This is a genomic window from Kitasatospora indigofera (assembly GCF_014655955.1).
Taxonomy (GTDB): domain Bacteria; phylum Actinomycetota; class Actinomycetes; order Streptomycetales; family Streptomycetaceae; genus Kitasatospora; species Kitasatospora indigofera.
Genome location: NZ_BNBO01000003.1, coordinates 122673 through 148150 on the forward strand (window position 1 = coordinate 122673; position 25478 = coordinate 148150).

At 74.1% G+C, this 25478-nt stretch carries 17 protein-coding genes and 1 pseudogene; 7 read left to right on the forward strand and 11 right to left on the reverse strand.

Going from position 1 to position 25478, the window contains the following annotated elements; genetic code table 11:
* Nucleotides 1-24 precede the first annotated feature (24 nt).
* Complete coding sequence (locus tag IE329_RS04335; protein ID WP_190209441.1) at nt 25-972, reverse strand: ABC transporter substrate-binding protein; 948 nt, start codon at nt 970-972, stop codon at nt 25-27.
* A 190-nt stretch (nt 973-1162) separates the two neighbouring features.
* The gene (locus tag IE329_RS04340; RefSeq protein WP_190209442.1) at nt 1163-2329 is read right to left on the reverse strand and encodes an LLM class flavin-dependent oxidoreductase; all 1167 of its coding nucleotides are present in this window, start codon (nt 2327-2329) and stop codon (nt 1163-1165) included.
* An 841-nt stretch (nt 2330-3170) separates the two neighbouring features.
* Between IE329_RS04340 and IE329_RS04345 the strand changes: the two genes are divergently transcribed.
* Together IE329_RS04345 and IE329_RS04350 are read left to right on the forward strand one after the other, a co-directional pair.
* A complete protein-coding gene (locus tag IE329_RS04345) occupies nt 3171-4262 on the forward strand; it encodes an amino acid ABC transporter permease (protein ID WP_190209443.1) in 1092 nt (363 codons plus the stop codon).
* Nucleotides 4259-6229 (forward strand): FAD/NAD(P)-binding protein, encoded by a 1971-nt coding sequence (locus IE329_RS04350; RefSeq protein WP_190209444.1) that lies wholly within the window; start codon nt 4259-4261, stop codon nt 6227-6229. The genes IE329_RS04345 and IE329_RS04350 overlap by 4 nt, the downstream gene beginning before the upstream one ends.
* Here the strand turns inward: IE329_RS04350 and IE329_RS04355 are convergent.
* On the reverse strand, nt 6223-7050 hold the full coding sequence (locus IE329_RS04355) for a hypothetical protein (RefSeq protein WP_190209445.1): 828 nt from the start codon (nt 7048-7050) through the stop codon (nt 6223-6225). The two genes, IE329_RS04350 and IE329_RS04355, sit on opposite strands and share 7 nt — an antisense overlap.
* A gap of 393 nt (nt 7051-7443) precedes the next feature.
* Here IE329_RS04355 and IE329_RS04360 point away from each other — a divergent pair, with 393 nt between their 5' ends.
* Nucleotides 7444-9747 carry an FdhF/YdeP family oxidoreductase gene (locus IE329_RS04360; protein ID WP_190209446.1) on the forward strand — a complete coding sequence of 768 codons (2304 nt, stop codon included), beginning with the start codon at nt 7444-7446 and terminating at the stop codon, nt 9745-9747.
* A 69-nt stretch (nt 9748-9816) separates the two neighbouring features.
* Here IE329_RS04360 and IE329_RS04365 read toward each other — a convergent pair whose 3' ends face one another.
* Nucleotides 9817-11406 (reverse strand): C40 family peptidase, encoded by a 1590-nt coding sequence (locus IE329_RS04365; protein ID WP_190209447.1) that lies wholly within the window; start codon nt 11404-11406, stop codon nt 9817-9819.
* A 337-nt stretch (nt 11407-11743) separates the two neighbouring features.
* Here IE329_RS04365 and IE329_RS04370 point away from each other — a divergent pair, with 337 nt between their 5' ends.
* On the forward strand, nt 11744-12928 hold the full coding sequence (locus tag IE329_RS04370) for an inorganic phosphate transporter (protein ID WP_190209448.1): 1185 nt from the start codon (nt 11744-11746) through the stop codon (nt 12926-12928).
* 11 nt (nt 12929-12939) lie between these two features.
* Nucleotides 12940-13185 (forward strand): hypothetical protein, encoded by a 246-nt coding sequence (locus tag IE329_RS04375; protein WP_190209449.1) that lies wholly within the window; start codon nt 12940-12942, stop codon nt 13183-13185.
* 379 nt (nt 13186-13564) lie between these two features.
* On the opposite strand, the pseudogene IE329_RS04380 reads toward IE329_RS04375, so the two are convergent.
* Nucleotides 13565-15052, reverse strand: a pseudogene (locus IE329_RS04380) (MDR family MFS transporter); the annotation flags it as partial.
* 332 nt (nt 15053-15384) lie between these two features.
* A complete protein-coding gene (locus tag IE329_RS04385; RefSeq protein ID WP_229927161.1) occupies nt 15385-15834 on the reverse strand; it encodes a MarR family winged helix-turn-helix transcriptional regulator in 450 nt (149 codons plus the stop codon).
* 99 nt (nt 15835-15933) lie between these two features.
* Here IE329_RS04385 and IE329_RS04390 point away from each other — a divergent pair, with 99 nt between their 5' ends.
* Nucleotides 15934-16995 (forward strand): ABC-2 transporter permease, encoded by a 1062-nt coding sequence (locus tag IE329_RS04390; RefSeq protein ID WP_308438333.1) that lies wholly within the window; start codon nt 15934-15936, stop codon nt 16993-16995.
* 115 nt (nt 16996-17110) lie between these two features.
* On the opposite strand, the gene IE329_RS04395 is transcribed toward IE329_RS04390, so the two are convergent.
* From IE329_RS04395 to IE329_RS04415, 5 genes are all read right to left on the reverse strand, one after another.
* Nucleotides 17111-18343, reverse strand: a complete 1233-nt coding sequence (locus IE329_RS04395; RefSeq protein ID WP_190209451.1) for an ROK family protein — start codon at nt 18341-18343, stop codon at nt 17111-17113.
* A 14-nt stretch (nt 18344-18357) separates the two neighbouring features.
* Nucleotides 18358-18885 (reverse strand): GtrA family protein, encoded by a 528-nt coding sequence (locus tag IE329_RS04400; protein ID WP_190209452.1) that lies wholly within the window; start codon nt 18883-18885, stop codon nt 18358-18360.
* A 75-nt stretch (nt 18886-18960) separates the two neighbouring features.
* A complete protein-coding gene (locus IE329_RS04405; protein WP_190209453.1) occupies nt 18961-20406 on the reverse strand; it encodes an NHL repeat-containing protein in 1446 nt (481 codons plus the stop codon).
* 344 nt (nt 20407-20750) lie between these two features.
* The gene (gene lon, locus IE329_RS04410) at nt 20751-23144 is read right to left on the reverse strand and encodes an endopeptidase La (protein ID WP_190209454.1); all 2394 of its coding nucleotides are present in this window, start codon (nt 23142-23144) and stop codon (nt 20751-20753) included.
* 280 nt (nt 23145-23424) lie between these two features.
* On the reverse strand, nt 23425-24198 hold the full coding sequence (locus tag IE329_RS04415; protein ID WP_190209455.1) for a rhomboid-like protein: 774 nt from the start codon (nt 24196-24198) through the stop codon (nt 23425-23427).
* Nucleotides 24199-24689: 491 nt separating this feature from the next.
* Here IE329_RS04415 and IE329_RS04420 point away from each other — a divergent pair, with 491 nt between their 5' ends.
* Nucleotides 24690-25424 carry a response regulator transcription factor gene (locus tag IE329_RS04420; protein ID WP_190209456.1) on the forward strand — a complete coding sequence of 245 codons (735 nt, stop codon included), beginning with the start codon at nt 24690-24692 and terminating at the stop codon, nt 25422-25424.
* Nucleotides 25425-25478 lie beyond the last annotated feature (54 nt).

The window sequence follows — 25478 nt, forward strand, 5'->3', positions numbered from 1 at the left end:
TTCCTCCGAAGCGCTGACACGGGATCACGGGTGCTCGGGCGGGCTGATCAGGGATTCCTTGATCGCGGAGTCGGCGACCCCCCACTTCTTCAGGATCCGGTCGTAGGTGCCGTCCTTGATCAGCTGGTTGACCGCGCCCTGGAAGGCGGGCGTCAGCGCGGAGCCCTTCTTGAAGGCGAACCCGACGTCCAGCCGGTGGAACTCGCCGAGGAACTTCGTCCCGGCGCTCTCCTGGGCGGCCTGGTACCGCAGGCCGTTGATGGTCGACATCACGATGTCGATCCGGCCCTGCTGCAGGCCGGTGAGGATGGCGCCGTTGTCGGAGAAGGCCTTCACCTCGTACGGCTTCTTGCCCGCGTCGGCGCAGACGTTCTTCTTGCTGTTGAGCGTGGTCTCGAAGGTGGTGCCGGCCCCGACCCCGACGGTCAGCCCGCAGAGCTGGCCGACCTCGGTCACCGCCTGGACGGTGGTGTTGTCCTTCTTGACCGCGAAGCCCTGGCCGTCGTCGATGTAGGTGACGAAGTCGATGGTCTTCAGCCGGGCCGTGGTGACGCCGAAGTTGCCGGTGCCGAAGTCGTACTTGCCGCTGTCCAGGGCGGGCAGGATGGTCTCGAACTTCGCGTCCTCGCGCTCGACCGCGACCCCGAGCACCTTGCCGACGGCGTCGGTGAAGTCGATGTCGATGCCGGCCGGCTTCTTGGTCGCCTGGTCCGGGTAGTACGCGGTCGGCGGGGTGCCGATCGCGCTGCCGACCTTGACGGTGCCCGCCTTGCGGATCTCCTCCGGCAGCAGCGCGGCGATGCTGTCGACCTTGGCCACCGCGGACACGACGTCCTGGTCGGGCGCGATCCCGGCGGCGGCGGCGGCCGGCTTCGCCGGGGCGGCCGGGTCGGAGCCGCAGGCGCTCAGGGCCAGCACCGGGAGCAGGGCGGTGGCGGCGAGCAGGCCGCGTCGGCGGTTGGTGGCTCTCACAGGGATGGCGCCTTTCGGTGAAGTCCGGAGATCAGGAGGTCAGTCGGGCGGTAAGTCGGGCGGGCGGTCGGGCTGGTGTCCGGGCAGCGGGAGTCCGGGCAGGGGGCCGGGGAGGTACGGCGGAGCGGGTGCGCGGGTTCCCGGGCCGGCGGTCGGGGCCGGCGGCGGCCCGGGCCGCCGGCCGCGGCTCTCATGCCTGGACCGCGATCAGCTGGTGCCGGTCCCGCTCGGCCCGCTCCAGCCGGGCGGCCTTCTCCGCATCGCGCTTGGCCACCTCCTCGCGGACGATCGGGATGACGTACCGGCCGAAGTCGACGGCGTCGTCGAGCAGGGCGTAGCCGCGCGCGGAGAGGATGTCCACGCCCAGGTCGTAGTAGTCGAGCAGGGCCTGCGCGACCGTCTCCGGGGTGCCGACCAGCGCGTTGGAGTTGCCCGCCCCGCCGGTAGCGGCGGCGGTCGGCGTCCACAGGGCGCGGTCGTAGCGCTCGCCGGCCTCGGCGATCGCGAGCAGCCGCTGGGAGCCGGTGTTCTCCGGTGCCGGGGCGCTGCCGGGGGCGCCGGCCGGCTGCCGGCGGGCGAACGCGCCGGAGCGCCGGCGCTCCTGGATGGCGTCGACCGTCCGGTAGGCCTTCTCCCAGGCCAGCTCCTCGGTCGGCGCGATGATCGGCCGGAAGGCGACCTGGATCCGCGGCAGGTCGGTGCGCCCGGCGGCGCGGGCGGCGGCCCGCACCGTCTCGATCTGCTCGGCGGTCTGCGCCAGCGGCTCGCCCCAGAGGCAGTAGATGTCCGCCTCGGCCCCGCCGGCCGCGTAGGCGGCGGGCGAGCTGCCGCCGAAGGAGACGCCCGGGCGCGGCGACTGGACGGGGAAGACGTCGGAGACGAAGTCGTTGAAGCGGTAGTACTCGCCCTCGTGGTCGAAGGCCTCCTGGCTGGTCCAGGCCTGCTTGACGATCCGGATGTACTCGCGGGTCCGGTCGTAGCGCTGGTCCTTGGTCAGGAAGTCGCCCTCGCGCTGCTGCTCGTGGTCGTTGCCGCCGGTGATGAAGTGCACGGTGAGCCGGCCGTCGCTGATCCGGTCGAGGGTGGCGAAGGTCTTGGCGGCGAAGGTCGGGTAGGAGACGTTCGGCCGGTGGGCGAGCAGGATCTGCAGCCGGTCGAGCCTCGCGGCGATGTACGCGGCGGCCGGCGCCGGGTCCGGGGCACCGGCGGCGTAGGCGAACAGGACGCGGTCCCAGCCGTTGTCCTCGTGGGCCCGGGCCAGGCGCAGGGTGTAGTCGCGGTCGAAGGCGGCGGTGGTCCGGGGCGTGGTCTCCGAACCGTCTCCGGTGGCGGCGATACCGAGGAATTCGACGGGCATGGTGCTGACCTTTCGTTCTCTGCGGGGGTGGCCGCGGTGGGGCGGTGCGAACCCCAGCACCCATGGCGCGCAAGGAGGTTCGCGGACTGTGCGGACGGGTCCGGGGGCGGATCCGGGTACGACGGGGCACCGCGTGGCCGGGGCCGGCGACGCGTTGGGGCAGGCGGGAGCGGTCTGGCGGGAGCGGCGGGAGGACGGGAGCGGCCCAGGGCGCGGGCCCGGCTGGCGGGATGGCGGCTGTCGTGGGTGCGGCGGGGAGCGGGCGGGACGGCCTGCGGAAACGGCGGCAACGCGTGACGGGGGTGGGACTGGAGTGAGGAGGCGGCAGCGTGCGCCTTGTGAACCGTCGGCTACGGACGGCTTCCCGGCCCGCGTCGGGGCACCGAGGGAGGGGTCTCCGAAGAGAGAGAAGGGCCGGTCAGAGGGCCCGCTGCCGGGTCAGCCGCAACACGCCGCGGACCACACCCGACCGAAGTCGATGTGGTCGCGGGTGACCAGGGGCTGCTCGGCGTACATGGGGCAAGTTGAGCAGTGAATGGTGGAGTTCGTCAACCACCGTCCATTCCCCGCCTCCCGGCCGATCCGGGTCGCGCCGACGGCGGGACCCGGGCGGACCTCGGCCGGGGTCGCACTCGGAACGATCGCGATTCCTCCACAATCCGGCTTCCGGGTAAAGGTTCTGACGATGTGCCACGACATTGCCCTTGACAGCGACCGATCGTGCACACGTACGATCCATCCGGAGTGAGTGCACGCCGGCCGCGTTGAGGGACGCGGTACGCGCGACGGCAAGACGTGACGACGCCCGCCTGCCCGCACCTCCCCGCCTGGAGCCCGCCTCATGGCCACGCCGCAGGACGTCCTGCCCCCGTCCGGACCGCCCCCGCTCAGCAAGACCCCGGCCGCACCGCCGGCCCCGGACACCCGTCCCGCCGCCGCACCGGAGACGCCCGCCGGGGCTCCCGACGCCACGGCCGGCACCCCGGGCACCCCCGGCACGGCCGTCCTCACCGACCCGCCGGCCGACGCCCCGGTGGTCGCCCGCCGGCGCCCCTGGCAGTGGGTGTCCGCGGCGGCCGCGCTGCTGCTGCTCGCCATGGCCGTGAACTCGGTGATCCGCAACAAGGCGTTCCAATGGGACGTGGTGGCCGCGTACTTCACCTCCACCTCGGTCCTGGACGGGCTCGTCCTCACCCTCTGGCTGACCGCCGCCACCCTCTCCCTCGGGTTCGTGCTCGGCACCGTGCTGGCCACCATGCGGCTCTCCGCCAACCCGGTGCTCCGCACCCTCAGCTGGGGCTACATCTGGCTCTTCCGCTCCACCCCGCCCCTGGTCCAGCTGCTGTTCTTCTTCAACATCGGCGCGCTCTACCCGACCCTGGGCCTGGGCATCCCGTTCGGCCCGGAGTTCATCACCTTCCGGACGGTCAACCTGCTCGGCCCGACCCTCACCGCGGTGATCGGCCTGACCCTGCTGGAGGCCGCCTACGCCGCCGAGGTGGTGCGCGGGGGCATCCTCTCCGTCGACCGGGGGCAGCTGGAGGCCGCGCAGGCGCTCGGGCTCGGCCGGGGCCGGGTGCTGCGCCGGATCGTCATCCCGCAGGCCATGCGCTCGATCGTGCCGACCGCCGGCAACATGCTGATCAGCGCCCTGAAGGGCACCAGCATCGTGAGCGTGCTGGCCGTCTCCGACCTGCTCTACTCCGTCCAGCTGGTCTACAACCAGACGTACCAGGTGATCCCGATGCTGGTGGTCGCCACCATCTGGTACCTGGTGGTCACCACCGTGCTGTCGGCCGGGCAGTACTACGTCGAGCGCCACTACGCCCGCGGCTCGACCCGCGAGGGCCTGCCGCCGACCCCGCTGCAGCGGGCCCGGGCCGGCCTGCGCCGGCTGCAGGGACGCGTGGACGCCCCCGGGGAGGTCCGGTGAGCACCCTGGTGATCGTCGGCGCCGGGCCGCGGGGCACCGGCCTGCTGGAGCGGATAGCCGCCAACGCGGCCGAACTCCTGCCCGCCGAAAGGCCGTTGCACATCCACCTGGTGGACCCCTACCCGCCGGGCGCCGGGCGGATCTGGCGGTACGAGCAGTCGCCGCTGCTGCGGATGAACTCGATGGCCGAGGACGTCACGATGTTCACCGACGAGCGCTCGACCATCGAGGGGCCGGTCCGGCCGGGGCCGTCGCTGGCCGAATGGGCCGCCCGCAGCGAGGAGTTCGCGCCCTACCGGGAGCCGGACGACCCGGACGTCCGGGCGGAGCTGCGCTCCCTGGCGCCGACCGACTTCCCCACCCGCCGGGCCCAGAGCGCCTACCTGGACTGGGTGTTGCGCCGTGCGGTGGCCGACCTGCCGCCGCACGTCACGGTGAGCCTGCACCGCGACACCGCCCAGGAGCTGACCGGCCCGGCCGACGGGCCGCAGCTGGTCCGGCTCACCGGCCGCACCCTGAGCGCCGACCACGTCGCCCTCACCATCGGCCACCTGGACTCCGCCCCCGACCCGCGCCACGCGCCGATGGCCCGGTTCGCCGCCCGGCACGGCCGGTTCCACCTGGCCCCGGCCTACTCCGCCGACGCCGACCTGTCGCCGGTGGCCCCCGGCGAACACCTGATCCTGCGCGGGTTCGGCCTCGCCTTCGTCGACCTGACGTCGATGCTCACCGAGGGCCGCGGCGGGCGCTTCGAGGAGACCGGCGCCGGCCTGGTCTACCACCCGTCCGGCCGGGAGCCGGTGATCCACGTCGGCTCGCGGCGCGGCGTGCCGTACCACTCCAAGACCGACTACCGGCTGCAGGGCCCGCCCGCCCCGCTCCCCCGGTTCTTCGACCGGGCCGCGGTGGACGACGTCCTGGCCCGGCCGGGACCACTCGAACTCCGCCGGGACTTCTGGCCGTTGATGGCCAAGGAGATCGGCTTCGGGCACTACCACGAGCTGTTCCACGCCCACCCCGAGCGCACCACGGTGAGCTGGGCGGACTTCCTCGCCGCCTACGAGCGGCTCGACTGGTACTCGCCCACCCTGGCCCGGCTGACCGCGGCCGCCGTCCCCGACCCCGCCGACCGGCTGGACTTCGAACGCCTGGACCACCCGCTGGCCGGGCTGGAGCTCGACTCCCCCGAGGCCCTCCAGCGGCACCTGCGCGCCTACATCACCGAGGACGCCGACCGCCGCGCCGATCCGGCGCACAGCGCCGACCTCGGCGCCTTCCTCGCCCTGCTGTCGCTCTTCGGCCAGCTGCCCCGGGTGATGGCCTCCGGACGGCTCACCGCACGGGCGGTGGGCGAGGAGCTGGACGAGTGGTGGTTCGGCTTCTTCAGCTACCTCGCCTCCGGCCCGCCGGGGTTCCGGCTGCGCCAGCTGCTCGCCCTCTCGGAGGCCGGGGTGGTGCGCTTCCTGGGGGCCGGCATCCGGGTCGAGGCGGACGAGGCCACCGGCACCTTCCGCGCGAGCAGCCCGACCGTGCCCGGGCACACCGTCACCGCCACCGCCCTGGTGGAGGGCTACCTCCCCAAGCACGACCTGGGCCGCACCCGGGACCCGGTGCTGCGGCAGCTGCACCGGGACGGCCGGATCGCCGAGGAGGTGGTCGACGACGCGGAGCACACCCACCGATCGGGCCTGCTGACCATCTCGCCCGCGGACAGCCGCATCCTGGACCCGTCGCTCGGCGGCGCCCCGCACCCGCGGCGCACCGCGCTCGGCCCGCACACCAGCCTGCGGGCGGCCGCCGCCTTCGCCCGGCCGCGCACCGACTCGCCCGGCTTCCGCCAGAACGACGCGGCCGCCCGGGCCATCCTGCGCGACCTGGCCGGCGCCGACCCCGGACCGCCGCCGGGCCCCGCAATCCGGCAGGGCGCGGGCGACCTGGCGGCCGCGGCCGCCTCGGGCCGTCAGTAGGCGGCGAGCGGGGGCGGCGTCATCGGCGGGGCTCCTCCCGGCACGCCGAAGGCCGCGGCGGCCACCTGCTCGGCCGTGAGGTGCTCCGGAGCGAGGAAGATCCGGTCCATCAAGTCCTTGGTCCCGGTGCGTCGTTCGAGTTCGCGCAGGCTGGCGTCGGCCTCCTGGTCGGTCTCGAAGTCCCAGACCAGCAGCCGGTGGACCATCGCCACCGCCTCGACCCAGCCCAGCCCGGTGGCCCGGCCGGCCGGGGTCAGGCCCCAGAGCTCGGCGTAGCGGCCGAGGTCCAGCCGGACCTCACCGAGCAGCGGATGCCCCTCGCCCAGCATCTGCTGCACCAGCGGCACCAGCAGCCTCAGCTGGTGCAGGGCCCCGGGCACGTCCCCGGTGTCGGCGACCTGCAGGGCCAGGTCGTGCTGCGCCTTCAGCACCCGCTCGTCGTAGGGGCCGAGCGTGGCGGCCAGCTGGGGGATCAGGGCGTGCAGCTGCTGGGCGGCGGCCTGCGGGTGGCCCGCGGTGCCGGTGAGCACGGCCAGCTCGAAGCGGGCCTGGAGGGTGTCGGGGTCGGCCGGCCCGAGCGCCTGCATCAGGTCGGGGACGACCAGCCCCAGGAGGTGCAGCGCGCCGGCCGGGTCGCCCGCCGCGTCCCGGTACCAGGCCAGCTCGCGCCAGGTGGTCAGGGTGTCCCGGTCGTACCGGCCGAGCCGGGCGACCATCTCCCGGGCCGTCCCCTCCAGCATCCCCGCGGCCACGGCCGGCTCGGCCCGCCGGGCCTCCTCCCGCTGCCGCAGCAGCTCCGCCCGGGCACCGTCGACGGACACCGGCGCGACGAGCGCGGGCCCGGGCACGGGGCCAGGCCCGGGCACGGGGCCAGGCCCGGGCACGGGCGGAACCGGCGGTACGGCCGGCGGCACCGGGGGCACGGCCGGCGGCACCGGCGGTACGGCCGGCGGCGGCCCGTAGGCGCCCGGCGGTTCCGGTGCGGGTCCGCTCAGCGGCATGGTCCACGGCTCCTCTGCGTCGGTCGGCACCGCACATTCTGTCCCGCCGCGCCGGGCCCGCTCCAGCCGCCCGCCCCGGGGAGGCCGCCCCACACCCCCGGCCGGACAGCCGTTCGACCTTGGCGGGCAGTCGTTCGACCATGGCGGGGCGAGTGGAAGGATGGGAGGACGGGCAGGCGACGAGGCGGCCCGCACGATCCGGAGGTGCCAGTCATGGCGAAGCAGGCCCCGCAGGACGACCCGGCCCAGGACGCCCCGCAGGTGTCGGCCCCGCAGCACGCGGCGGCGGGGCTGCCGGCCGTGGGCCACAGCCTGCGGATGGCCACCGAGCAGATGGGCGCCCGCCGCACCCTGGCCACCCTCGGCAAGGTCAACCAGCCGGACGGCTTCGACTGCCCCGGCTGCGCCTGGCCCGAGCCGGGGAAGACGCACGCCGCCGAGTTCTGCGAGAACGGCGCCAAGGCGGTCGCCGAGGAGGCCACCGAACGGCGGATCACCGCCGGGTTCTTCGCCGCGCACCCGGTCGCGGAGCTGGCGGAGCGCTCCGGCTACTGGCTCGGCCAGCAGGGCCGGCTCACCGAGCCGATGCTGCTGGACGAGGGCGGCACGCACTACACGCCGGTCTCCTGGGAGCGCGCGTTCGCGATCGTCGCCGAGGAGCTGAAGGCGCTGGACACCCCGGACGGCGCGGCCTTCTACACCTCCGGCCGGACCAGCAACGAGGCCGCCTTCGCCTACCAGCTGTTCGCCCGCCGCCTCGGCACCAACAACCTGCCGGACTGCTCCAACATGTGCCACGAGTCCTCCGGCTCGGCACTGGTGGAGACGCTGGGCGTGGGCAAGGGCAGCGTCAGCCTGAAGGACCTCCACCAGGCCGACCTGATCATCGTGGCGGGCCAGAACCCGGGCACCAACCACCCCCGGATGCTCTCCGCCCTGGAGCGGGCCAAGCGGGCCGGCGCGAAGATCGTCAGCGTGAACCCGCTGCCCGAGGCCGGCCTGGAGCGGTTCAAGAACCCGCAGAACGCCCGCGGGCTGGCCGGCCACGGCACCAAGCTCACCGACCTGTTCCTGCAGATCCGGCTCGGCGGCGACCTGGCCCTGTTCCGGGCGGTCAACCAGCTGCTGCTGGCCGCCGAGGAGAAGCACGGCAACGTGCTGGACCACGAATTCCTCCAGCAGCACTGCCTGGGCTTCGAGGAGTGGGCGGCCGACGCCCGCACCACCGACCGCGAGGCGGTGCTCGCCGCCACCGGCCTGCCGTACGGGCAGATCGAGGAACTCGCCTCGATGGTGCTCTCCTCCCGCCGGGTCATCGTCTGCTGGGCGATGGGCCTGACCCAGCACAAGCACGCCGTGCCGACCATCCGCGAGGTGGTCAACTTCCTGCTGCTGCGCGGCAACATCGGCCGCCCCGGCGCCGGGGTCTGCCCCGTGCGCGGGCACAGCAACGTCCAGGGCGACCGGACGATGGGCATCTTCGAGCGCCCGTCCGGGGCCTTCCTGGACGCGCTGGGCAAGGAGTTCGCCTTCGAGCCGCCGCGCGAGCACGGGTTCGACGCGGTGGACACCATCCGGGCGATGCGGGACGGCCGGGTGCGGGTGTTCTTCGCGATGGGCGGCAACTTCGTCGCGGCCACGCCGGACACCGACGTCACCGAGGCCGCGATGCGCCGCTGCCGGCTCACCGTGCACGTCTCGACCAAGCTGAACCGCTCGCACGTGGTCACCGGCGCCCGCGCCCTGATCCTGCCCACCCTCGGCCGCACCGACCGGGACGTCACCGCCAAGGGTGCGCAGTTCGTCAGCGTCGAGGACTCGATGGGCATGGTGCACTCCTCGCGCGGCGGGCTGCGGCCGCCGGCCCGCGGGCTGCTCTCCGAGGTGGCGATCGTCTGCCGGCTGGCCCGGGCCACGCTCGGCCCGCAGGACAGCACGCCCTGGGAGGACTTCGCGGACGACTACGACAGCGTCCGGGACCGGATCGCCCGGGTCGTGCCCGGCTTCGAGGACTTCAACGAGAAGGTCCGCCGCCCCGGCGGCTTCGCCCTGCCGCACGGCCCGCGCGACAGCCGTTCCTTCCCCACCACCACCGGGAAGGCCAACTTCAGCGTCAACCCGCTGACCGCGCCCGAGGTGCCGGCGGGCCGGCTGCTGCTGCAGACGCTGCGCTCGCACGACCAGTACAACACCACGATCTACGGCCTGGACGACCGCTACCGCGGCATCACCGGCGGGCGCCGGGTGGTGCTGGTGAACCCGGCCGACGCCGCCGCGCTGGGCCTGGCCGAGGGCGGCTACGTCGACCTGGTGAGCGAGTGGCGGGACGGCGTGGAGCGCCGGGCCCCGCACTTCATGGTGGTGCACTACCCGGTGGCCCTGGGCGGCGCGGCGGCCTACTACCCGGAGACCAACGTCCTGGTGCCGCTGGACTCGACCGCCGACATCAGCAACACCCCCACCTCGAAGGCGGTCGTGGTGCGCTTCGAGCCCGACAGCGGCCTGCCCGGCGCCTGACCCGCGGGGCCCGGCCGCACCCCTCGTGGGGTGCGGCCGAGGGGTGCGGCCAGGAGTCGCGGTGCCGGCTCAGCGCACGCCGGAGGCGGAGGCCGAGGCGCTCTCCGGCTGCGCCGGGGCCGAGGTCGGCGCGGCGGAGGATGCGGTGGTGCCCGGGGCGGACGGCGCGGTCGCGGACGGGTCCGGCGTGGCGGTGGACGGCGTACCCGTCCCGGACGGGCTGCCGGTGCCGGACGGGGTGCCCGTCCCGGACGGGGTCCCGGTGCCCGAGGGCGTCCCCGGGTCCGTCGGGGTGCCGGAGCCGGACGGCGTACCGCTCGGGGTCCCGGTGGCGGGGTCGGTCGGCGAGGTCGTCGGGCCGGCGGTGCCCGGGGGCGTGGTGGGCGGCGTGGTGGTGCCCGGCGCGGGCACCACGGGCGGCAGGGTGGCCGGCGGGGACGGCGCGATCGGGGTGGCGGTGTCCCAGCCCGCGGGGAGGTCCGGCACCTTCCAGACGCCGCCCTGGTCGTCGGCCGCGGTCTCCGGGTCGGGGCGGACGGCGCCGAGGATCGGCATCGACCCGATCGGCGACACCTTGATGACGGCGCCGGGGCGCGGTGCCTGCACGACCAGGCCGCCGCCGATGTACAGGGCGATGTGGGTGGCACCCGCGTAGTAGACGACCAGGTCGCCCGGGCGCAGCTGGTTCAGCGCCACGTGCTGGAGCTGGGCCCACTGCTCCTGGCTGGTGCGCGGCACCGGCCGGCCGGCGTGCAGCCAGGCCTGCGAGGTCAGCCCCGAGCAGTCGAAGACGTCCGGCCCGGCGCCGCCCCAGACGTAGGGCTTGCCGAGCTGCGCCAGCGCGTACGCCACCGCCGCGCGGCCGGCCTGCGAGGGGGTGCGCTCGCCCTTGCCGAGCGCTCCGGAGGCGAGGAAGGCCAGCTGGGACTGGTCGGCCTGGGCCTTCTCCAGTGCGGCCAGCTCGGTGCGCTGGGCCCCGGTCAGCGAGGTGACCAGCTTCTCGACCTCGGCGAGCTGGTTGGCGACGGTGGCCTTGGCGGCGTCCTGCTGGACGGCCAGCGCCTGCGAGTCCTGGAGCGCCTTCTCGGCCTGCTTCTGCAGATCGGCCAGCGTGGCGCGGTCCGCCTTGAGGTGGTCCAGGAAGGCCGACTGCGAGCGGCTGGCCTCGGCGAGCAGCTCGGCGATGGTCACCGCCTCGTACGGGTCCTCGGCGAGCAGCAGTTCGGCGTAGGCCGAGGCGCTGCCGTTGCGGTACTGGGCGGCGGCGAGCTGGGCGGCGACGTCGGTGCCGGCGTCCACCGCCTTCTGCTGGCGCTCCACCCGGCCGCGCAGGTCGGTCACGGTGGCCTGCTGCTCGGCGAGCCGGGCGACGGTGCCGTTGTACTGCTCGGTGGCCGCCTCGGCGTTGCCGTAGAGCAGGTGCAGCTGGTCGAGCAGCGGACCGAGGGTGGCCTTGGCGTCGGCGAGCGGGTCGGCGCCGGGCGACACGGTGATGGTGTTGGCCGAGGGGCTCGCGGAGGGCTCGGGCGCGGCGAACGCGGCCTGGGTCGCGAAGGGCAGGGACAGGGCGGCCACCGCCAGCACGGCTCCGCAGCGGAGCGCGGCCCGCACCCACGGCCGCATCGCACTCGACTCGGTGCGCCACAAAGCCCCGCCCATCGGCCCGCCCTCCCCCTCCGGCAGCTCTTCGGTTCGGCCTCCGGATCTCAGCCGAATCCTGTCACGGCGGCCCCGGCCGAGACAGACGGTGCCCGTACATATTGATGAATTCTTCAGAGACTGTGACCCAGATCTCAGCAAACCACCACGAAGTGGAGCGATCCGCTCAAAATGGGGGGTCGCTGACACTCCCTCCACACTTTCACGGGATCTCCGCAACCTCCCGGACATCCCAGGAACCACGATGCCCGACCCTGTTCACCTTCCGTTCATCCACCATCCCTACGGTCGCCCGTGACACCAACGTCAGTGCGACAACTACGACGATTGTTTGGGTATGGAACACATCTCGTTCCTGGTAGCCGTCGTGATCATCACGGCGCTCGCCTTCGACTTCACCAACGGGTTCCACGACACCGCCAACGCGATGGCCACCTCCATCGCCACCGGTGCCCTGCGGCCCAAGATCGCGGTCACCATCGCGGCGGTCCTCAACTTCGCGGGCGCGTTCCTGTCCGTGAAGGTGGCCACCACCATCTCGGGTGGCATCGTCAACGAGAAGGCGGGCATCCACCCGTCGATCATCTTCGCCGCCCTCGTGGGCGCGATCCTGTGGAACCTGCTGACCTGGCTCAGAGGCCTCCCGTCGAGCTCCTCGCACGCCCTGTACGGCGGGCTGATCGGCGCCACCATCGTCGGTGTCGGCTTCAACGGCGTGAACTTCAACACCGTCGTGACCAAGATCCTCATCCCGGCCGTGGCCTCCCCGATCGTGGCCGGCCTGGCCGCCTGGGGCGCCACCAAGCTGGCGTACGCGATCACCCGCCGCGGCAACGAGAAGACCACCACCAAGGCCTTCAAGACCGGCCAGATCGCCTCCTCCTCGCTGATCTCGCTGGCGCACGGCACCAACGACGCGCAGAAGACCATGGGCATCATCACCCTGACGCTGGTCTCGGTCGGCGCCCTGCCCAAGGGCGCGCTGCCCCCCACCTGGGTGATCGTCGGCGCCGGCGCGGCCATCGCGCTCGGCACCTACATGGGCGGCTGGCGGATCATCCGCTCGATGGGCAAGGGCCTGGCCGACATCCAGCCGCCGCAGGGCTTCTCCTCCGAGACGGCGGCCGCGGCGGTCATCCTGACCTCCTCGCACATGGGCTACGGCCTCTCCACCACCCAGGTCTGCTCCGGCGGCATCATGGGCGCCGGCCTCGGCGGCCCGAAGCGCGAGCTCAACTGGAGCATGGCCCGCCGGATGGTCTACACCTGGGGCCTGACCCTGCCCGCCGCCGCCACGGTGGCCGGCCTGGCCGCCTTCGTCGCCGACCAGGGCACCTGGGGCGTCGTCGTGGTCGGTGCGGCCCTGGTGGCCGGCTCGGGCGCGATGTACCTGGTCTCCCGCCGCCAGCCGGTGCACGCCGGCAACGTCCACGACACCGCGGCGGTCGAGGTCACCCCCGTGCCCACCCCGCCGGCCACGGCCCCCGTCACGGCCCCCGCCGACGCCACCATCGCGGCCTGAGGAGCAACGCCATGAACATCAAGTGGAACGCGCTGGCCCAGACCGCCGGCATCAGTTTCGGCATCACCGTCGCCGTGGTGACGGTCTTCGCCCTCGGCATCCTCGCCCTGTCGCGCCGGGAGGCCGTGCTGGAGGCGGCCGGCGGCACCGGCTCCGGCGGCACGGGCCGGGCCAACGCGGCGCTGGCCGGTGCCACGGTCTGCTTCGCCGCCTGCGCGGCGGTGGTGGTCTACGGACTGTCGCTGATCGCGGGGTAGTCGCACCCGTACGACGAACGGCCAGGGCGGTCATCCGCCCTGGCCGTTCGGCATCTCCCGGGGTGGCCGCGCCGCCCGCGAGGGCCGGGAGCCCCCACGGCCGGGGCCGGCGCCCACCGGGCCGCCGGTGCTGCCGGTCCGCCCACGGCCCGCCGTCGTTGCCCGTCACTCACGCTCCCGCCGCCGGGGCCGAGGGCCCGTACGGCGAAGGCCCCGACGACACCGGGACCGAACGGCACAGGGCCCGGACGGCGCAGGGTCCCGACACCGCAGGGACCGGACGACGTTGGCCCCGACGACGCCGGGACCGGACGGCGAAGGGCCGGCCGTGGATCGCTCCACGACCGGCCCCGGGGGCGCGGGTTCAGCCCTGCGGGCCGCTGCGCAGCGGAATCTCCCGGATCATGAGCACCACCAGGAAGGCCAGCAGCGCGAACGGCGCCGCCGTCAGGAACACCACCCCGACGCCGTGCCCGAAGGCGTCGGTCACCAGCGGGACGACCGGCGCGGGCAGCGTGTGCAGGTCGGGGATCTCGCCGCCGCCGGCCGCGCCGGCGTGCCCGGCCGGGACGCCCGCCGCGGCCAGGTTCTCGGTCAGGTAGTGCCCGACCCGGTTGGTCATCAGCGCGCCGAGGGCCGAGACGCCCATCGCACCGCCCATGGTGCGGAAGAAGGTGACCACCGAGCTGGCGGCGCCGAGCTCCTCCCTGGGCACGGTGTTCTGCACCGCGAGGACGAGGTTCTGCATGGTGAGGCCGAGGCCGATGCCGGCCAGCGCCATGTAGAGGGAGAGCGCGCCGTAGCCGGTGTCGTCCCGGACGGTGCCGAGCAGGCCGAAGCCGATCGCCAGCAGGAACGTTCCGGCGACCAGGTAGGCCTTCCACTTCCCGTACCGGGTGATCAGCTTGCCGGCGACGGTGGAGGAGACGGCCAGGCCGAGGATCATCGGCAGCGTCATCAGGCCGGCCGCGGTCGGGGACTTCTCCCGGGCGAGCTGGAAGTACTGGCTGAGGAAGGTCGTCGCGCCGTACATCCCGACGCCGACCAGCACGCTGGCGATCGCGGCCAGGGTGACGGTGCGGTGCCGGAAGAGCGAGAGCGGGATGATCGGCTCGGCGGCGCGGCTCTCGACCAGGACGGCGAGCGCGCCGAGCAGCAGGCCGCCGCCGACCATCGCCAGGGTCTGCCAGGAGAACCAGGCGTAGTTCTTGCCGGCCAGCGTGATCCAGATCATCAGCAGGCTGACGGCGCCGGTGATGACGGTGGCGCCGAGGTAGTCGATCTTCGCCTTGCGGCGGACCACCGGCAGCTTCAGGGTCCGCTGCAGGACGAGGATGGCGACCAGCGAGAACGGGATGCCGACGTAGAAGCACCAGCGCCAGCCGAGCCAGTCGGTGTCGACGATGACGCCCCCGATCAGCGGGCCGCCGATGGTGGCGAGGGCGAAGACGGCCCCGAAGTAGCCGCTGTAGCGTCCCCGCTGACGCGGCGGGACCATCGCGGCCAGGCAGATCTGGGCCAGCGCGGTGACGCCGCCGGCGCCTATCCCCTGGAGGACCCGGCAGGCGATCAGTTCGGCGGTGTTCTGGGAGAGCCCGGCGAGCGCCGAGGAGACGATGTAGATCACCAGGGCGATCTGGACCAGCAGCTTCTTGCTGACCAGGTCGGAGAGCTTGCCCCAGATCGGGGTGGAGGCGGTCAGCGAGAGCAGGGCCGCGGTGATCACCCAGGTGTAGGCGGACTCGCCGCCGTGCAGGTCGGTGAGGATCCGCGGCAGGGCGTTGGAGACGACCGTCGAGGAGAGCACCGCGACGAAGAGTCCGAGCAGCAGCCCGGAGAGGGCTTCGAGGACCTGACGGTGGGTCATCGGGACGTCGTCGCCGGTGGCGGCTCCGGTCGGGGCGGGCGAGGTGACGGTCATCGGGGTCCTTCGGCTTTGACGCGAATTCGTTGCCTTGAGCAACCATAGGGTGAATGGTTGACTCGGGCAACTTTATTCAAGCCTAAGTAAAATCCTCGGCGGCCATGGCCCGTACCGATGGTTCGTCCCCGGCTGAGCCCCGACGGCACGGCGGCCTGCGGCGCCACCGCGGCGGCACCATGGCGGCGGGCAGCCGCGACGGCGCAGCACCGCGCCCCGGCGCCGGACACCGCCCGTCGTCGCACTCCGACCCGACCGGGCCCGGGGGAGCCGCCGGCTCAGCCCTCCAGCGACTCGCCGGTGAGCTCGTTGAACCGCTCCAGCAGGTCGGCGAAGCGCACCACGTCGTCCTGCGGCCAGGTCGCCAGCAGCTCGCGGAACCGTCCCGTCCGGGAGTCGCGGACCCGCAGATAGCGCCGCGCACCGTCTTCGGTGAGCGAGACCAGCGACGCCCGGCGGTCCAGCGGGTCGGCCTCCCGGGCGACCAGGCCCATCTCCTCCAGGGCCTTGATCTGCCGGCTGACCGTGGCCTTGCCGACCGAGAAGTGCGCGCCGATGTCGGTCAGCCGCACCCGGCCGGCCTGCTCGACGAAGCCGAGCATGCTGTACGCCATGCCCTCCAGCTCCGGGTGCACCTGCCGGGACAGCTCCGCCACCTTGGCCCGGCCGCGCCGGAACAGCAGCGCAATCTCCCGCTCCACCGCCAGCAGAGCCTGCTCGTCACTCACCGGGCCAGTATCCCGCAGGCATCGGCGCGGGATTGGCGGGCAGGCAAGTGGTTGATGGTACGAAGTATCCGATTGGTACCTGAAAGTGAGGAGATGTCGATGGCCGCCTCCGGGCAGGGGTTCGTCGCGGAGTTCAAGGACGCGGTGACCCCTCGCGCAGCACTGCTGGTGATCGCCGTCCTCCTGCTCCAACTGGGCTTCATCGTGTCGTACGTCGGCGCCCTGCATCACCCGAGCCCGCATCAGCTCTCGATCTCGGTGGTCGCCCCGCCCGAGGTGCAGCCGAAGCTGGTCGCGGCCCTGGAGGCGGTGCCGGACGACGCGGTGAAGGCGGGGACGGCGGCCGACCCCGCCGACGCGATCGCCCTGATCGAGGACCAGAGGATCTACGCGGCCCTGGTCTTCGACCCCACGGGCACCCAGGACACCCTGCTGGTCGCCGACGCCCGCGGCCCGGCCGCGGCCCGGGCCGCCGAGGAGATCGCCACCGGCATCGCGAAGGGCCAGGGCCGCACGGTCGTCGTCCAGGACGTGGTGCCGCTCGCGCCGGGGGACGCCGAGGGCCTCTCCTCCTTCTACCTGGTGATCGGCTGGTGCGTCGGCGGCTACCTGGTCGCCTCGATCCTCGGCATCAGCGCCGGCTCCCGGCCGGCCGGCACCAGCCGTGCGGTGATCCGGCTGGGCACCCTGGCGCTCTACTCGGTCGCGGCCGGCATCGGCGGCGCCCTGATCGTCGGCCCGGTGCTGGACGCGCTGCCCGGCTCCACCTGGGGGCTGCTGGGGCTCGGCAGCCTGGTGGTCTTCGCGGTCGGCGCGTTCACCATGGCCCTGCAGTGCCTGTTCGGCATCGTCGGCATCGGGCTGGCGGTGCTGGTCTTCGTGGTGCTCGGCAACCCGAGCGCGGGCGGGGTCTTCCCGCCGCCGCTGATGCCGGCCTTCTGGCGGGCCATCGGGGCCTGGATCCCGAACGGCGCGGGCACCGACGTGGCCCGCTCGATCGCCTACTTCGACGCGACCGGGATCGCCGTGCCGCTGATGGTGCTGGTGGCCTGGGCGGTGGTCGGGGTCGCCGTCACGCTGCTCGCGGTGTCCTTCCGGCCGGGACGCGAGAAGGAGGAGGAGCGGCCGCCGGGCCACGCACCGGAGCCGGCCGGAGCCTGAGGCGCCGGCCGGGGTCGGAGCGGCGTGCACCGCGCCGGACGCCCGGGCCCGCCGCCGGTTCCGTCGGGGGCGTTCGGTAGGAGCCGTTCGATCGGAGCCGTTCAGTCGGAGCCGTTCAGTCGGAGTCGCTCCCGCGGCCCGCGAACCGCCCCGGGTCCGCGACGATCGCCCGGACGACCCCGACCGCCGCGCCCAGCAGCGGGCCCCGGCGGCCGAGCCCGGAGACCGTCAGCCAGTCGTCCGACCAGGGCCGCACCGTCACCCGGGCCGCCAGCTCGGCCCGCATCGCGGGCAGCAGCCAGGGCGCCAGCTCCGTGTAGCCGCCGCCGAGCACCAGCTCCGCCGGGTCCAGCAGGTTCACCGCGCCGGTGGCCGCGATGCCGAGCGCGGCGCCGGCCCCGGCCAGCGCCGCCAGCACGGCCTCGTCCCCGGCGGCCGCCCGGTCGGCCAGCAGCGCGACCCAGTCGCCCCGGACGTCCGCCAGGCCGGCCGCCCGCAGCACCGCCGCCTCGCCCGCGTACTGCTCCAGGCAGCCGCGCGCGCCGCAGGCGCACGGCGGCCCGTCCGGGCGCACGGGTACGTGGCCCAGCTCGCCCGCGAAGCCGCGCGCCCCGCGCAACAGCCGCCCGCCGACCACGATCGCCGAGCCGATGCCGGCCTCGGCCGACAGGTGGACGAAGTCGCCGGGCCGCCCGCCGAGCCAGAGTTCGGCCAGCCCGCCGAGGTTGGCCTCGTTGTCGACCTCGATCGGCAGGGCGGACAGTTCGGCCGCGCCGCAGGCGCGCAGGGCGAGGCGCAGCTCGGCGGCGGCCGGCAGGCCGGCCCAGCCGAGGTTCGGCGCCCGCTCGACCATCCCCTCGGCCGCGCCGACCAGCCCGGGTACGGCGAGGGTGAGCCCGGCGGGCCGGAGCCCGGACTCCTCGGCCGCGCGGCGGAGCAGTCCGGCGAGGTCGGCGAAGACCAGGGCGGGCAGCCGGCCCTGGTTGCGGATCTCCATCCGGTGCCAGCTGCGGACCTCGCCGCGCAGGTCCACCACGCAGGCGGCCAGGTGCTGGACGCCGATCTCGGCCCCGAGCCCGCCGGGCCCGTCCGGGGCCAGGCCCAGCGCGGTGCCGGGCCGGCCCACCTTGCCGCTGGGCGTGGCGGGGCCGGCCTCGCTGAGCAGCCCGGCGGTGAGCAGTTCCTCGGCCAGCGAGGAGACCGCGGCCCGGGTCAGCCCGGTGGCCGCGGCGACCTCGGCCCGGGAGCGCGGTCCCTGGGCGATCTGGCCGAGGACGAGGGCCAGGTTGGCCCGTCGCATGCCCTGCTGGCTGGCCGGCCCCGACTGTCTGGAGTCCGTCTCGCGCATCGCTCTCGCCCCTCTCAGGCCTGCGGGACCCGCGTCGGCTGTTCCTGCGCCGCCGCCGGGGGTTCGGCCAGGTTCACGAAGACCCAGCGCTGCATCGCCCAGTAGCGGAACACCATGGCCAGCAGGGTGCCGACGACCATGCCGCTGAGGAAGTCGGCGGCCTCCTGGGTGAAGGCGCTGACGTCCGGTTCGCGCAGGTCGAGCACGTAGCGGGAGACGATCAGCGGCACGTCGTTGACCAGCACGGCCAGCGCGCTCACGACGAAGAACAGGACGGCCTCGCGCTGCTTGCCGTTCGCCCGGAAGGACCACTGCCGGTTCAGCACGTAGGACACGACGGTGGCGATCACGGTGGCGACGGTCAGCGCCACGACCGGCTTGTGCTGGAGCACGGTGAGCTTCAGGGAGAGGTTCACCACCACGGTCAGGACGAAGCAGGTGCTTCCGACCAGGAGGAACTTCACCAGCTTGCGGTGCTTCACCAGGAGCGGACGGAGCCGGGCCGGGACTCGGGCCAGGGCGCGCTGGGTGGGGGACGGCATCCTCGCAGTGTCCCACGGTGCCCGGCCCGGGCCGACATCCGAGGGCCCGGCCCGGCTCACGGCCGGGTCCGGTGATCATTCCGCCGTGATCCGCAGCACGCCGGTGGTGGTGCCCTGGTAGACGACCCCGCCGGGGGCGATCGAGCCGGCCATCTGCAGGGTGTCGAAGAGGAAACCGGCGCCGGTGTACTTGGTGCGCACCACGGCGCCGGTCGCCGGGTCGACCTCGGCGTAGTAGTAGGGGTCGAGCGCCGAGGTCGCGTCGGTGCCGGGGATCACCGGGTTGCGCAGCACGGTGTGGATCAGCCCGTCGGCGGTGGACAGCCGGGGCACCGCGGCGGAGCGCACCTTGGTGTCCCAGACCGGGTCGCAGCCCGAGCCGTCCGCCCGGACGTCGACCCGGCTCAGCCCGCCGCGGAACGTGCCGGAGGCGGGCACGCCGGGGCCGGCGTCCTCCGGCAGCTTGGGGTACGGGTAGCCGTAGGTGCCGGCGACGAAGACGGCGTTGCCGACGGCCACCGGGGAGTTCTCGCTGCCGCTGCCGCCGGCCCTGAGCACGGGCACGGAGCAGACCTGGGCGCCGGTGTCGGTACGGTAGACCAGCAGGTTCACGGTCGGCGCGGCGTTGTCGACGATGGTGACGTAGTCGGTGCCGGTGCGCGGCCCGAAGAAGGTGGGGGTGGAGCCGGTGCCCCAGCTGAGCTGGCCGGGCTTGCGGCCCGGGCCGCGGTCGTAGGCCCGGCGCCAGGTGATCACGGGGGTGCCGTCGGCCCCGGCGGTGAGCAGGTAGGTGGCGTGCGTGGTGGCGACGGCGGTGCCCTCGGGGGCGGTGGAGATGCTGTTGGCGACCTTCTCGCCGGCCGGGAGCGCCAGGGTGCGGACGGTGCCGGTCCGGTCGTCGGCGGTGCCGACCACTCCCCCGCCGGTGGCGAACCAGACCCGCCCCTGCCAGTCGGGCGAGACCCCGGTGACGGCGTCCCCGGCCGGCACGGCGGCGCCGAGCGGGAGCCGGCTGTCGACGGACAGCTCCCAGCGGCCGGCGGCGTCGCGGTGGTGGGCGATCCGCAGCAGGTCCCCGTTGCCGTCGACGGCGACCAGCCGGTCGAGGTGGTCCAGGTAGGCGTAGACGCCGCCCAGCAGGGAGCCCTTGGCGAGCGGCAGCTCGGCGAGCGAACCGCCGTCGGCCGGGTCGAGCAGGTGGACGGTCGGGGTGAGCCCGAAGATCGTGGTGCAGAGGGCGACGGGGAAGCCGTCGGAGCCGACCAGGACGGTCGGGCAGGCGGACTGCAGGGCGATCCGGTCGGAGGAGAGCGGGCCGGCCTTCGGGCCGGGCAGCGGGGTCGCGTCGGAGGAGCCGGTGTCGCCGTGCATGGTGGCGGTGCCCGCCGGGCCGGCGTAGGGGTTGTGCGGCGGCAGCGGGCCGAAGGCGCCGGCCGCCGCGGCGGGCGTGGTCCCGCCGAGGGCGAGCAGCAGCGCGGCGGCGGGGAGTACGGCGGCGCGAAGGGGAGGCGCGAGGCGCATGGGTGTCCCGTCCAAGGTCGTGGTGAGCCCCGCCGGGACGCGCCCGGGGGGCGGAGGACAGCGGTGCACGCCGCCCGGACGCTCACCCGGAACCAGGGGAGCCTCGGACAGGGAAGGACCCGGGCACGGCCGGGCGGGGTCACCGCGCTGTCAGACGGCGCGGCGACAGATCGCGGAACACGCGTGAGCCAGGTCGACGTCGAGTCGGCGGCTCAGGTGGGCGTGGCGATCCATGGGCCCCATGCTGGAGTACTGACGAGGCGTCTCACAAGGGCGTCCCAGCACGCGGACGCGCCCGACGGGACGTCATGTCCCGTCGGGCGCACCCGGACCCGCCCCGCCGGCTACGCGGCGACCAGCACCTCGGCCGGCTCCAGGGCCAGCGCCAGCACCTCGCGGACGTCCGCCACCGGGTGAACGGTCAGCCGCTCCAGCACCTCGGCCGGGACGTCGTCGAGGTCCGGCTCGTTGCGCTTGGGAATGATCACCGTGGTGACCCCGGCCCGGTCGGCGGCGAGCAGCTTCTGCTTCACCCCGCCGATCGGCAGCACCCGCCCGGTGAGCGAGACCTCACCGGTCATCGCCACGTCGCCTCGGACCTTGCGGCCGGAGAGCAGCGAGGCCAGCGCGGTGGTCATGGTGATCCCCGCGCTCGGCCCGTCCTTGGGCACGGCCCCGGCCGGCACGTGCAGGTGCACGCCCCGGTCGCGCAGCGAGGTGACCGGCAGCTCCAGCTCGGCGCCGCGCGAGCGCAGGTAGGAGAGGGCGATGTGCGCCGACTCCTTCATCACGTCGCCCAGCTGCCCGGTGAGGGTCAGGCCGGTGCCACCGGTCTCGGCGTCGGCCAGCGAGGCCTCGATGTAGAGGACGTCGCCGCCCGCGCCGGTGACGGCGAGCCCGGTCGCCACCCCGGGAACGGCCGTCCGCCGCTCGGCCGGCTCCTGGGCCGCCTCCGGCGTGTGGTGCGGGCGCCCGATCAGGGCCCGCAGGTCGTCGCCGCCGATCGCGACCGGCAGCTCACGCTCGCCGAGCTCGCTCTGCGCGGCCACCTTCCGCAGCACCCGGGCGATCGCGCGCTCCAGGTTCCGCACGCCGGCCTCCCTGGTGTACTCGCCCGCGAGCAGGCGCAGCGCCTCGTCGGTCAGCGCGGCCTCGTCCGGGCTGAGCCCGGCCTTCTCCAGCTGGCGCGGGAGCAGGTGGTCCCGGGCGATGACGACCTTCTCGTCCTCGGTGTAGCCGTCCAGGCGGACCAGCTCCATCCGGTCGAGCAGGGCCTCGGGGATGGCCTCGACCACGTTGGCGGTGGCGAGGAAGACCACGTCGGAGAGGTCGAGCTCGACCTCCAGGTAGTGGTCGCGGAAGGTGTGGTTCTGGGCCGGGTCGAGCACTTCGAGCAGGGCGGCGGCCGGGTCGCCCCGGTAGTCGGAGCCGACCTTGTCGATCTCGTCGAGCAGCACGACCGGGTTCATCGAGCCAGCCTCCTTGATCGCCCGGACGATCCGGCCGGGCAGCGCGCCGACGTAGGTGCGGCGGTGGCCGCGGATCTCGGCCTCGTCCCGGACGCCGCCGAGCGCGACCCGGACGAAGGAGCGGCCCATCGCGCGGGCCACCGACTCGCCCAGCGAGGTCTTGCCGACCCCGGGCGGGCCGGTGAGCGCCAGCACGGCGCCCCCTCGGCGGCCGCCGATCAGGCCCAGGCCCTGGTCGGCCCGGCGCTTGCGGACGGCCAGGTACTCGACGATGCGGTCCTTCACGTCGGCGAGCCCGGCGTGGTCGGCGTCGAGCACGGCGCGGGCGCCGGCGATGTCGTAGGCGTCCTCGGAGCGCTCGTTCCAGGGCAGCTCCAGCACGGTGTCCAGCCAGGTGCGGATCCAGCTGCCCTCGGGCGACTGGTCGGAGGCGCGCTCCAGCTTGTCGACCTCCTTGAGGGCCGCCTCGCGGACCTTCTCCGGCAGGTCGGCGGCCTCGACCCGGGCGCGGTAGTCGCCCTCCTCGTCGGCCGGGTCGCCGTTCAGCTCGGCCAGCTCCTTGCGGACGGCCTCCAGCTGGCGCCGGAGCAGGAACTCCTTCTGCTGCTTGGCGACGCCCTCCTCGACGTCCTTGCGGATGGTGTCGTTGACCTCCTCCTCCGCGAGGTGCTCGCGGAGCAGGGTGAGCGCGTACTCCAGGCGGGCCACCTGGTCGGCCTCCAGCAGCACCTTGAGCTTCTGCTCGGCGGTGGCGAACGGCGCGTAGCCGATGTTGTCGGCCAGCTCGCCGACACCCTCGATCTGGGCCACCCGGTCGACGATCTGCCAGGCGCCGCGCTTGCGCAGCCACTGGGTGGAGACCGCCTTGTACTCCTTGACCAGCTCGGCGGCCCGGCCGGTCAGCGGCGTCTGCACGGCGGACTCGCGGAACGGGGTGGTCTCCACCCAGAGCGCGGCGCCGGGGCCGGTGGTGCCGACGCCGATCCGGACCCGGCGGACGGCCCGGACCAGGGCCGCCGGGTCACCGTCGGCGAGCCGGCCGACCTGCTCGACGGTGGCGAGGGTGCCGGCGGCCGCGTACGAGCCGTCCACCCGCGGGACCAGCAGGACCTGGGGCTTCTGGGTGCCGACGGCCGCCGACCTGGCGGCCTCGACGGCGGCGCGCACCTCGGTGTCCGACAGGTCCAGCGGGACGACCATGCCCGGCAGCACGACGTCGTCGTCGAGCGGCAGGACGGGCAGGGTGAGCGGTGTGGACGTCGATGCCATGATCTCTCCCCAGTCAGTGAAGTTGAGCTGACCTGACTAAGGTTTGGCGGGCGCCAGTTGTTCCCCGCCCCTTGTTCGCCAGCAGCGAAAGGGGAAGGGGCCCTCGTCGGGGGCGCGTCAAACGAGCCGCCGGGGCCGCCCGGACCGAGCGCGGGGACGGGACGGGTGCACGGCGGAAAGACCGGTGCCGGACCGGTGACACCGGAGGGAGTGCGGACGAGCGGGCCCGGCGCGGGAGTGCGGACGAGCGGGAGTGCGGACGGGCGGGCGGGCCGCGGCCCTACGCCCGGTCGAGCACGGCCCGGCCGCGCGAGGCCTCCGCGCGGGACCGCTCCCCGGCCGGCCGCGGGCCGCGCACCCGGCGGGGCGGCCGGGGCCGGCGCCGCAGCCGGGACCCGAACAGCACGCCGAGCAGCAGCGCGGCCGGGTGGCCCACCCCGGTGACGAGGTCCTGGTCGGTGACGACCTGGTCGGCGACCAGCAGCCCCGCCCCGGCCAGCACCAGCAGCCGCCCGGGCCGCGGCAGCAGGGCGGCGAGCGCCCCGAGGCTGGCCAGCACCCCGTAGCTGACGCCGATGTCGAGGGTGTCCAGCGCGTCGGGACCGAGCCGCCCGGTCCGGACGGCGGCCGCCACCACGCCCTGGGACAGCAGGGTCGCCAGCACGTGCCCGGCGGCGAACACCCCGGCGGCCCTGGCCGGTCCGACCCGGCGCTCCAGCGGGGCCACGGTGAAGGCGAAGGCCCAGAGGTACGGCATCCAGACCGGCCCGGCCACCCAGAACCCGCTGAGCAGCAGCGCCCGCAGCGGGTGCCGCAGCAGGTTGTGGCCGTCCGTGCTTGACAGCTCCTGGAGATGGCGCACCAGCTCCGGATCGGCCAGCCGGGAAAAGACCGTGGTGGTGCCGAGCGTGACGAGAAAGGCCAGCGTGAAGGGCGTGCGCCGGGGCGTGGGGATCCGCCGGAGCACCCAGAGCGCCGGGCCCGCGCGCAGCCCGAGCCGCAGTCCGCCGTAGGGCGGTCCGGGCGGGACGGACTCCCGTCGTACGCCTGTCACTGCACCTCCCTTCCGGGCCGGCCGGCATCCCTGCCACACTTGTCGTGCTCACGTTACGTCGAGGATCTGAGTGTTCGCTGGGAACAGGATGTGAAGATCGAACCCGCACGGTGGCACGTCTGCCCGAGATGGTCCGGACCAACCCTCTGTTTACGCACGAGTAGCCACTCCCGAAGGGGAGTCTGTCATCACCTTGGGTGCATACGCACCGTTACGGGGGAAATTCTGGGCGGGTAAGGTATCGGCCCGTGCCAACTCCGGACCAGGCCGGATCCCGCTCTGCGGGCCGAAAATGCCTGGTCCATCTGCCGGGATGCGCCCGCTGTCCGTACGCTGCGGTGTGCGGAAAGGGTGAGCGGTCCACACCTGCGAACCCGTCCGCACCTGCGGGGACGGCGGACCCGGCACAGTCCACGACGGAACAAGACTACGAGCGGAGCCCGCCGTCCCACCGACGGCCGGCCCGCAGCCCTGGGGGCGGTGGCGTGACCGTGACAGAAATTCAGCAGGACAACAACACCAGCAACGCGGTGAGCAGCCAGCGCAGAGTGCTGGTGGTGGAGGACGAGCCGACGATCGCCGAGTCGATCGCGGCCCGGCTGGGCGCGGAGGGCTTCAAGGTCGCCGTGGCCCACGACGGCCCGGGCGCCGTCGACGGCTTCCACACCTGGCAGCCGGACCTCGTCGTGCTCGACATCATGCTGCCCGGCTTCGACGGCCTGGAGGTGTGCCGCCGGATCCAGGCACAGCGCCCGGTCCCGGTGCTGATGCTGACCGCCCGCGACGACGAGACCGACCTGCTGGTCGGCCTCGGGGTCGGCGCGGACGACTACATGACCAAGCCCTTCTCGATGCGCGAGCTGGCGGCCCGGGTCAACGTGCTGCTGCGCCGCGTGGAGCGCGCCCAGCAGGCGGCCAGGACGCCGACGCTCGGCAGCCTGCGCTTCGGCGAGCTGGAGATCGACCACGTCCAGCGGCGGGTCCGGCTGGCCTCGGGCGACGTCCACCTGACGCCGACCGAGTTCGACCTGCTCGCCTGCCTGGCGGCCCAGCCGCGCGCGGTGCTCACCCGCGAACAGCTGCTCGCCGAGGTCTGGGACTGGACGGACGCCTCCGGCACCCGCACCGTCGACAGCCACGTGAAGGCCCTGCGCCGCAAGATCGGCGCGAGCTGGATCCGCACCGTCCACGGCGTGGGGTACGCGCTGGAGGCACCGGCCGCCTGACGGGCCGGACGAACAACCTGCGGCTGGGCCTCCGGGGGGCCCACGCCGTGCACG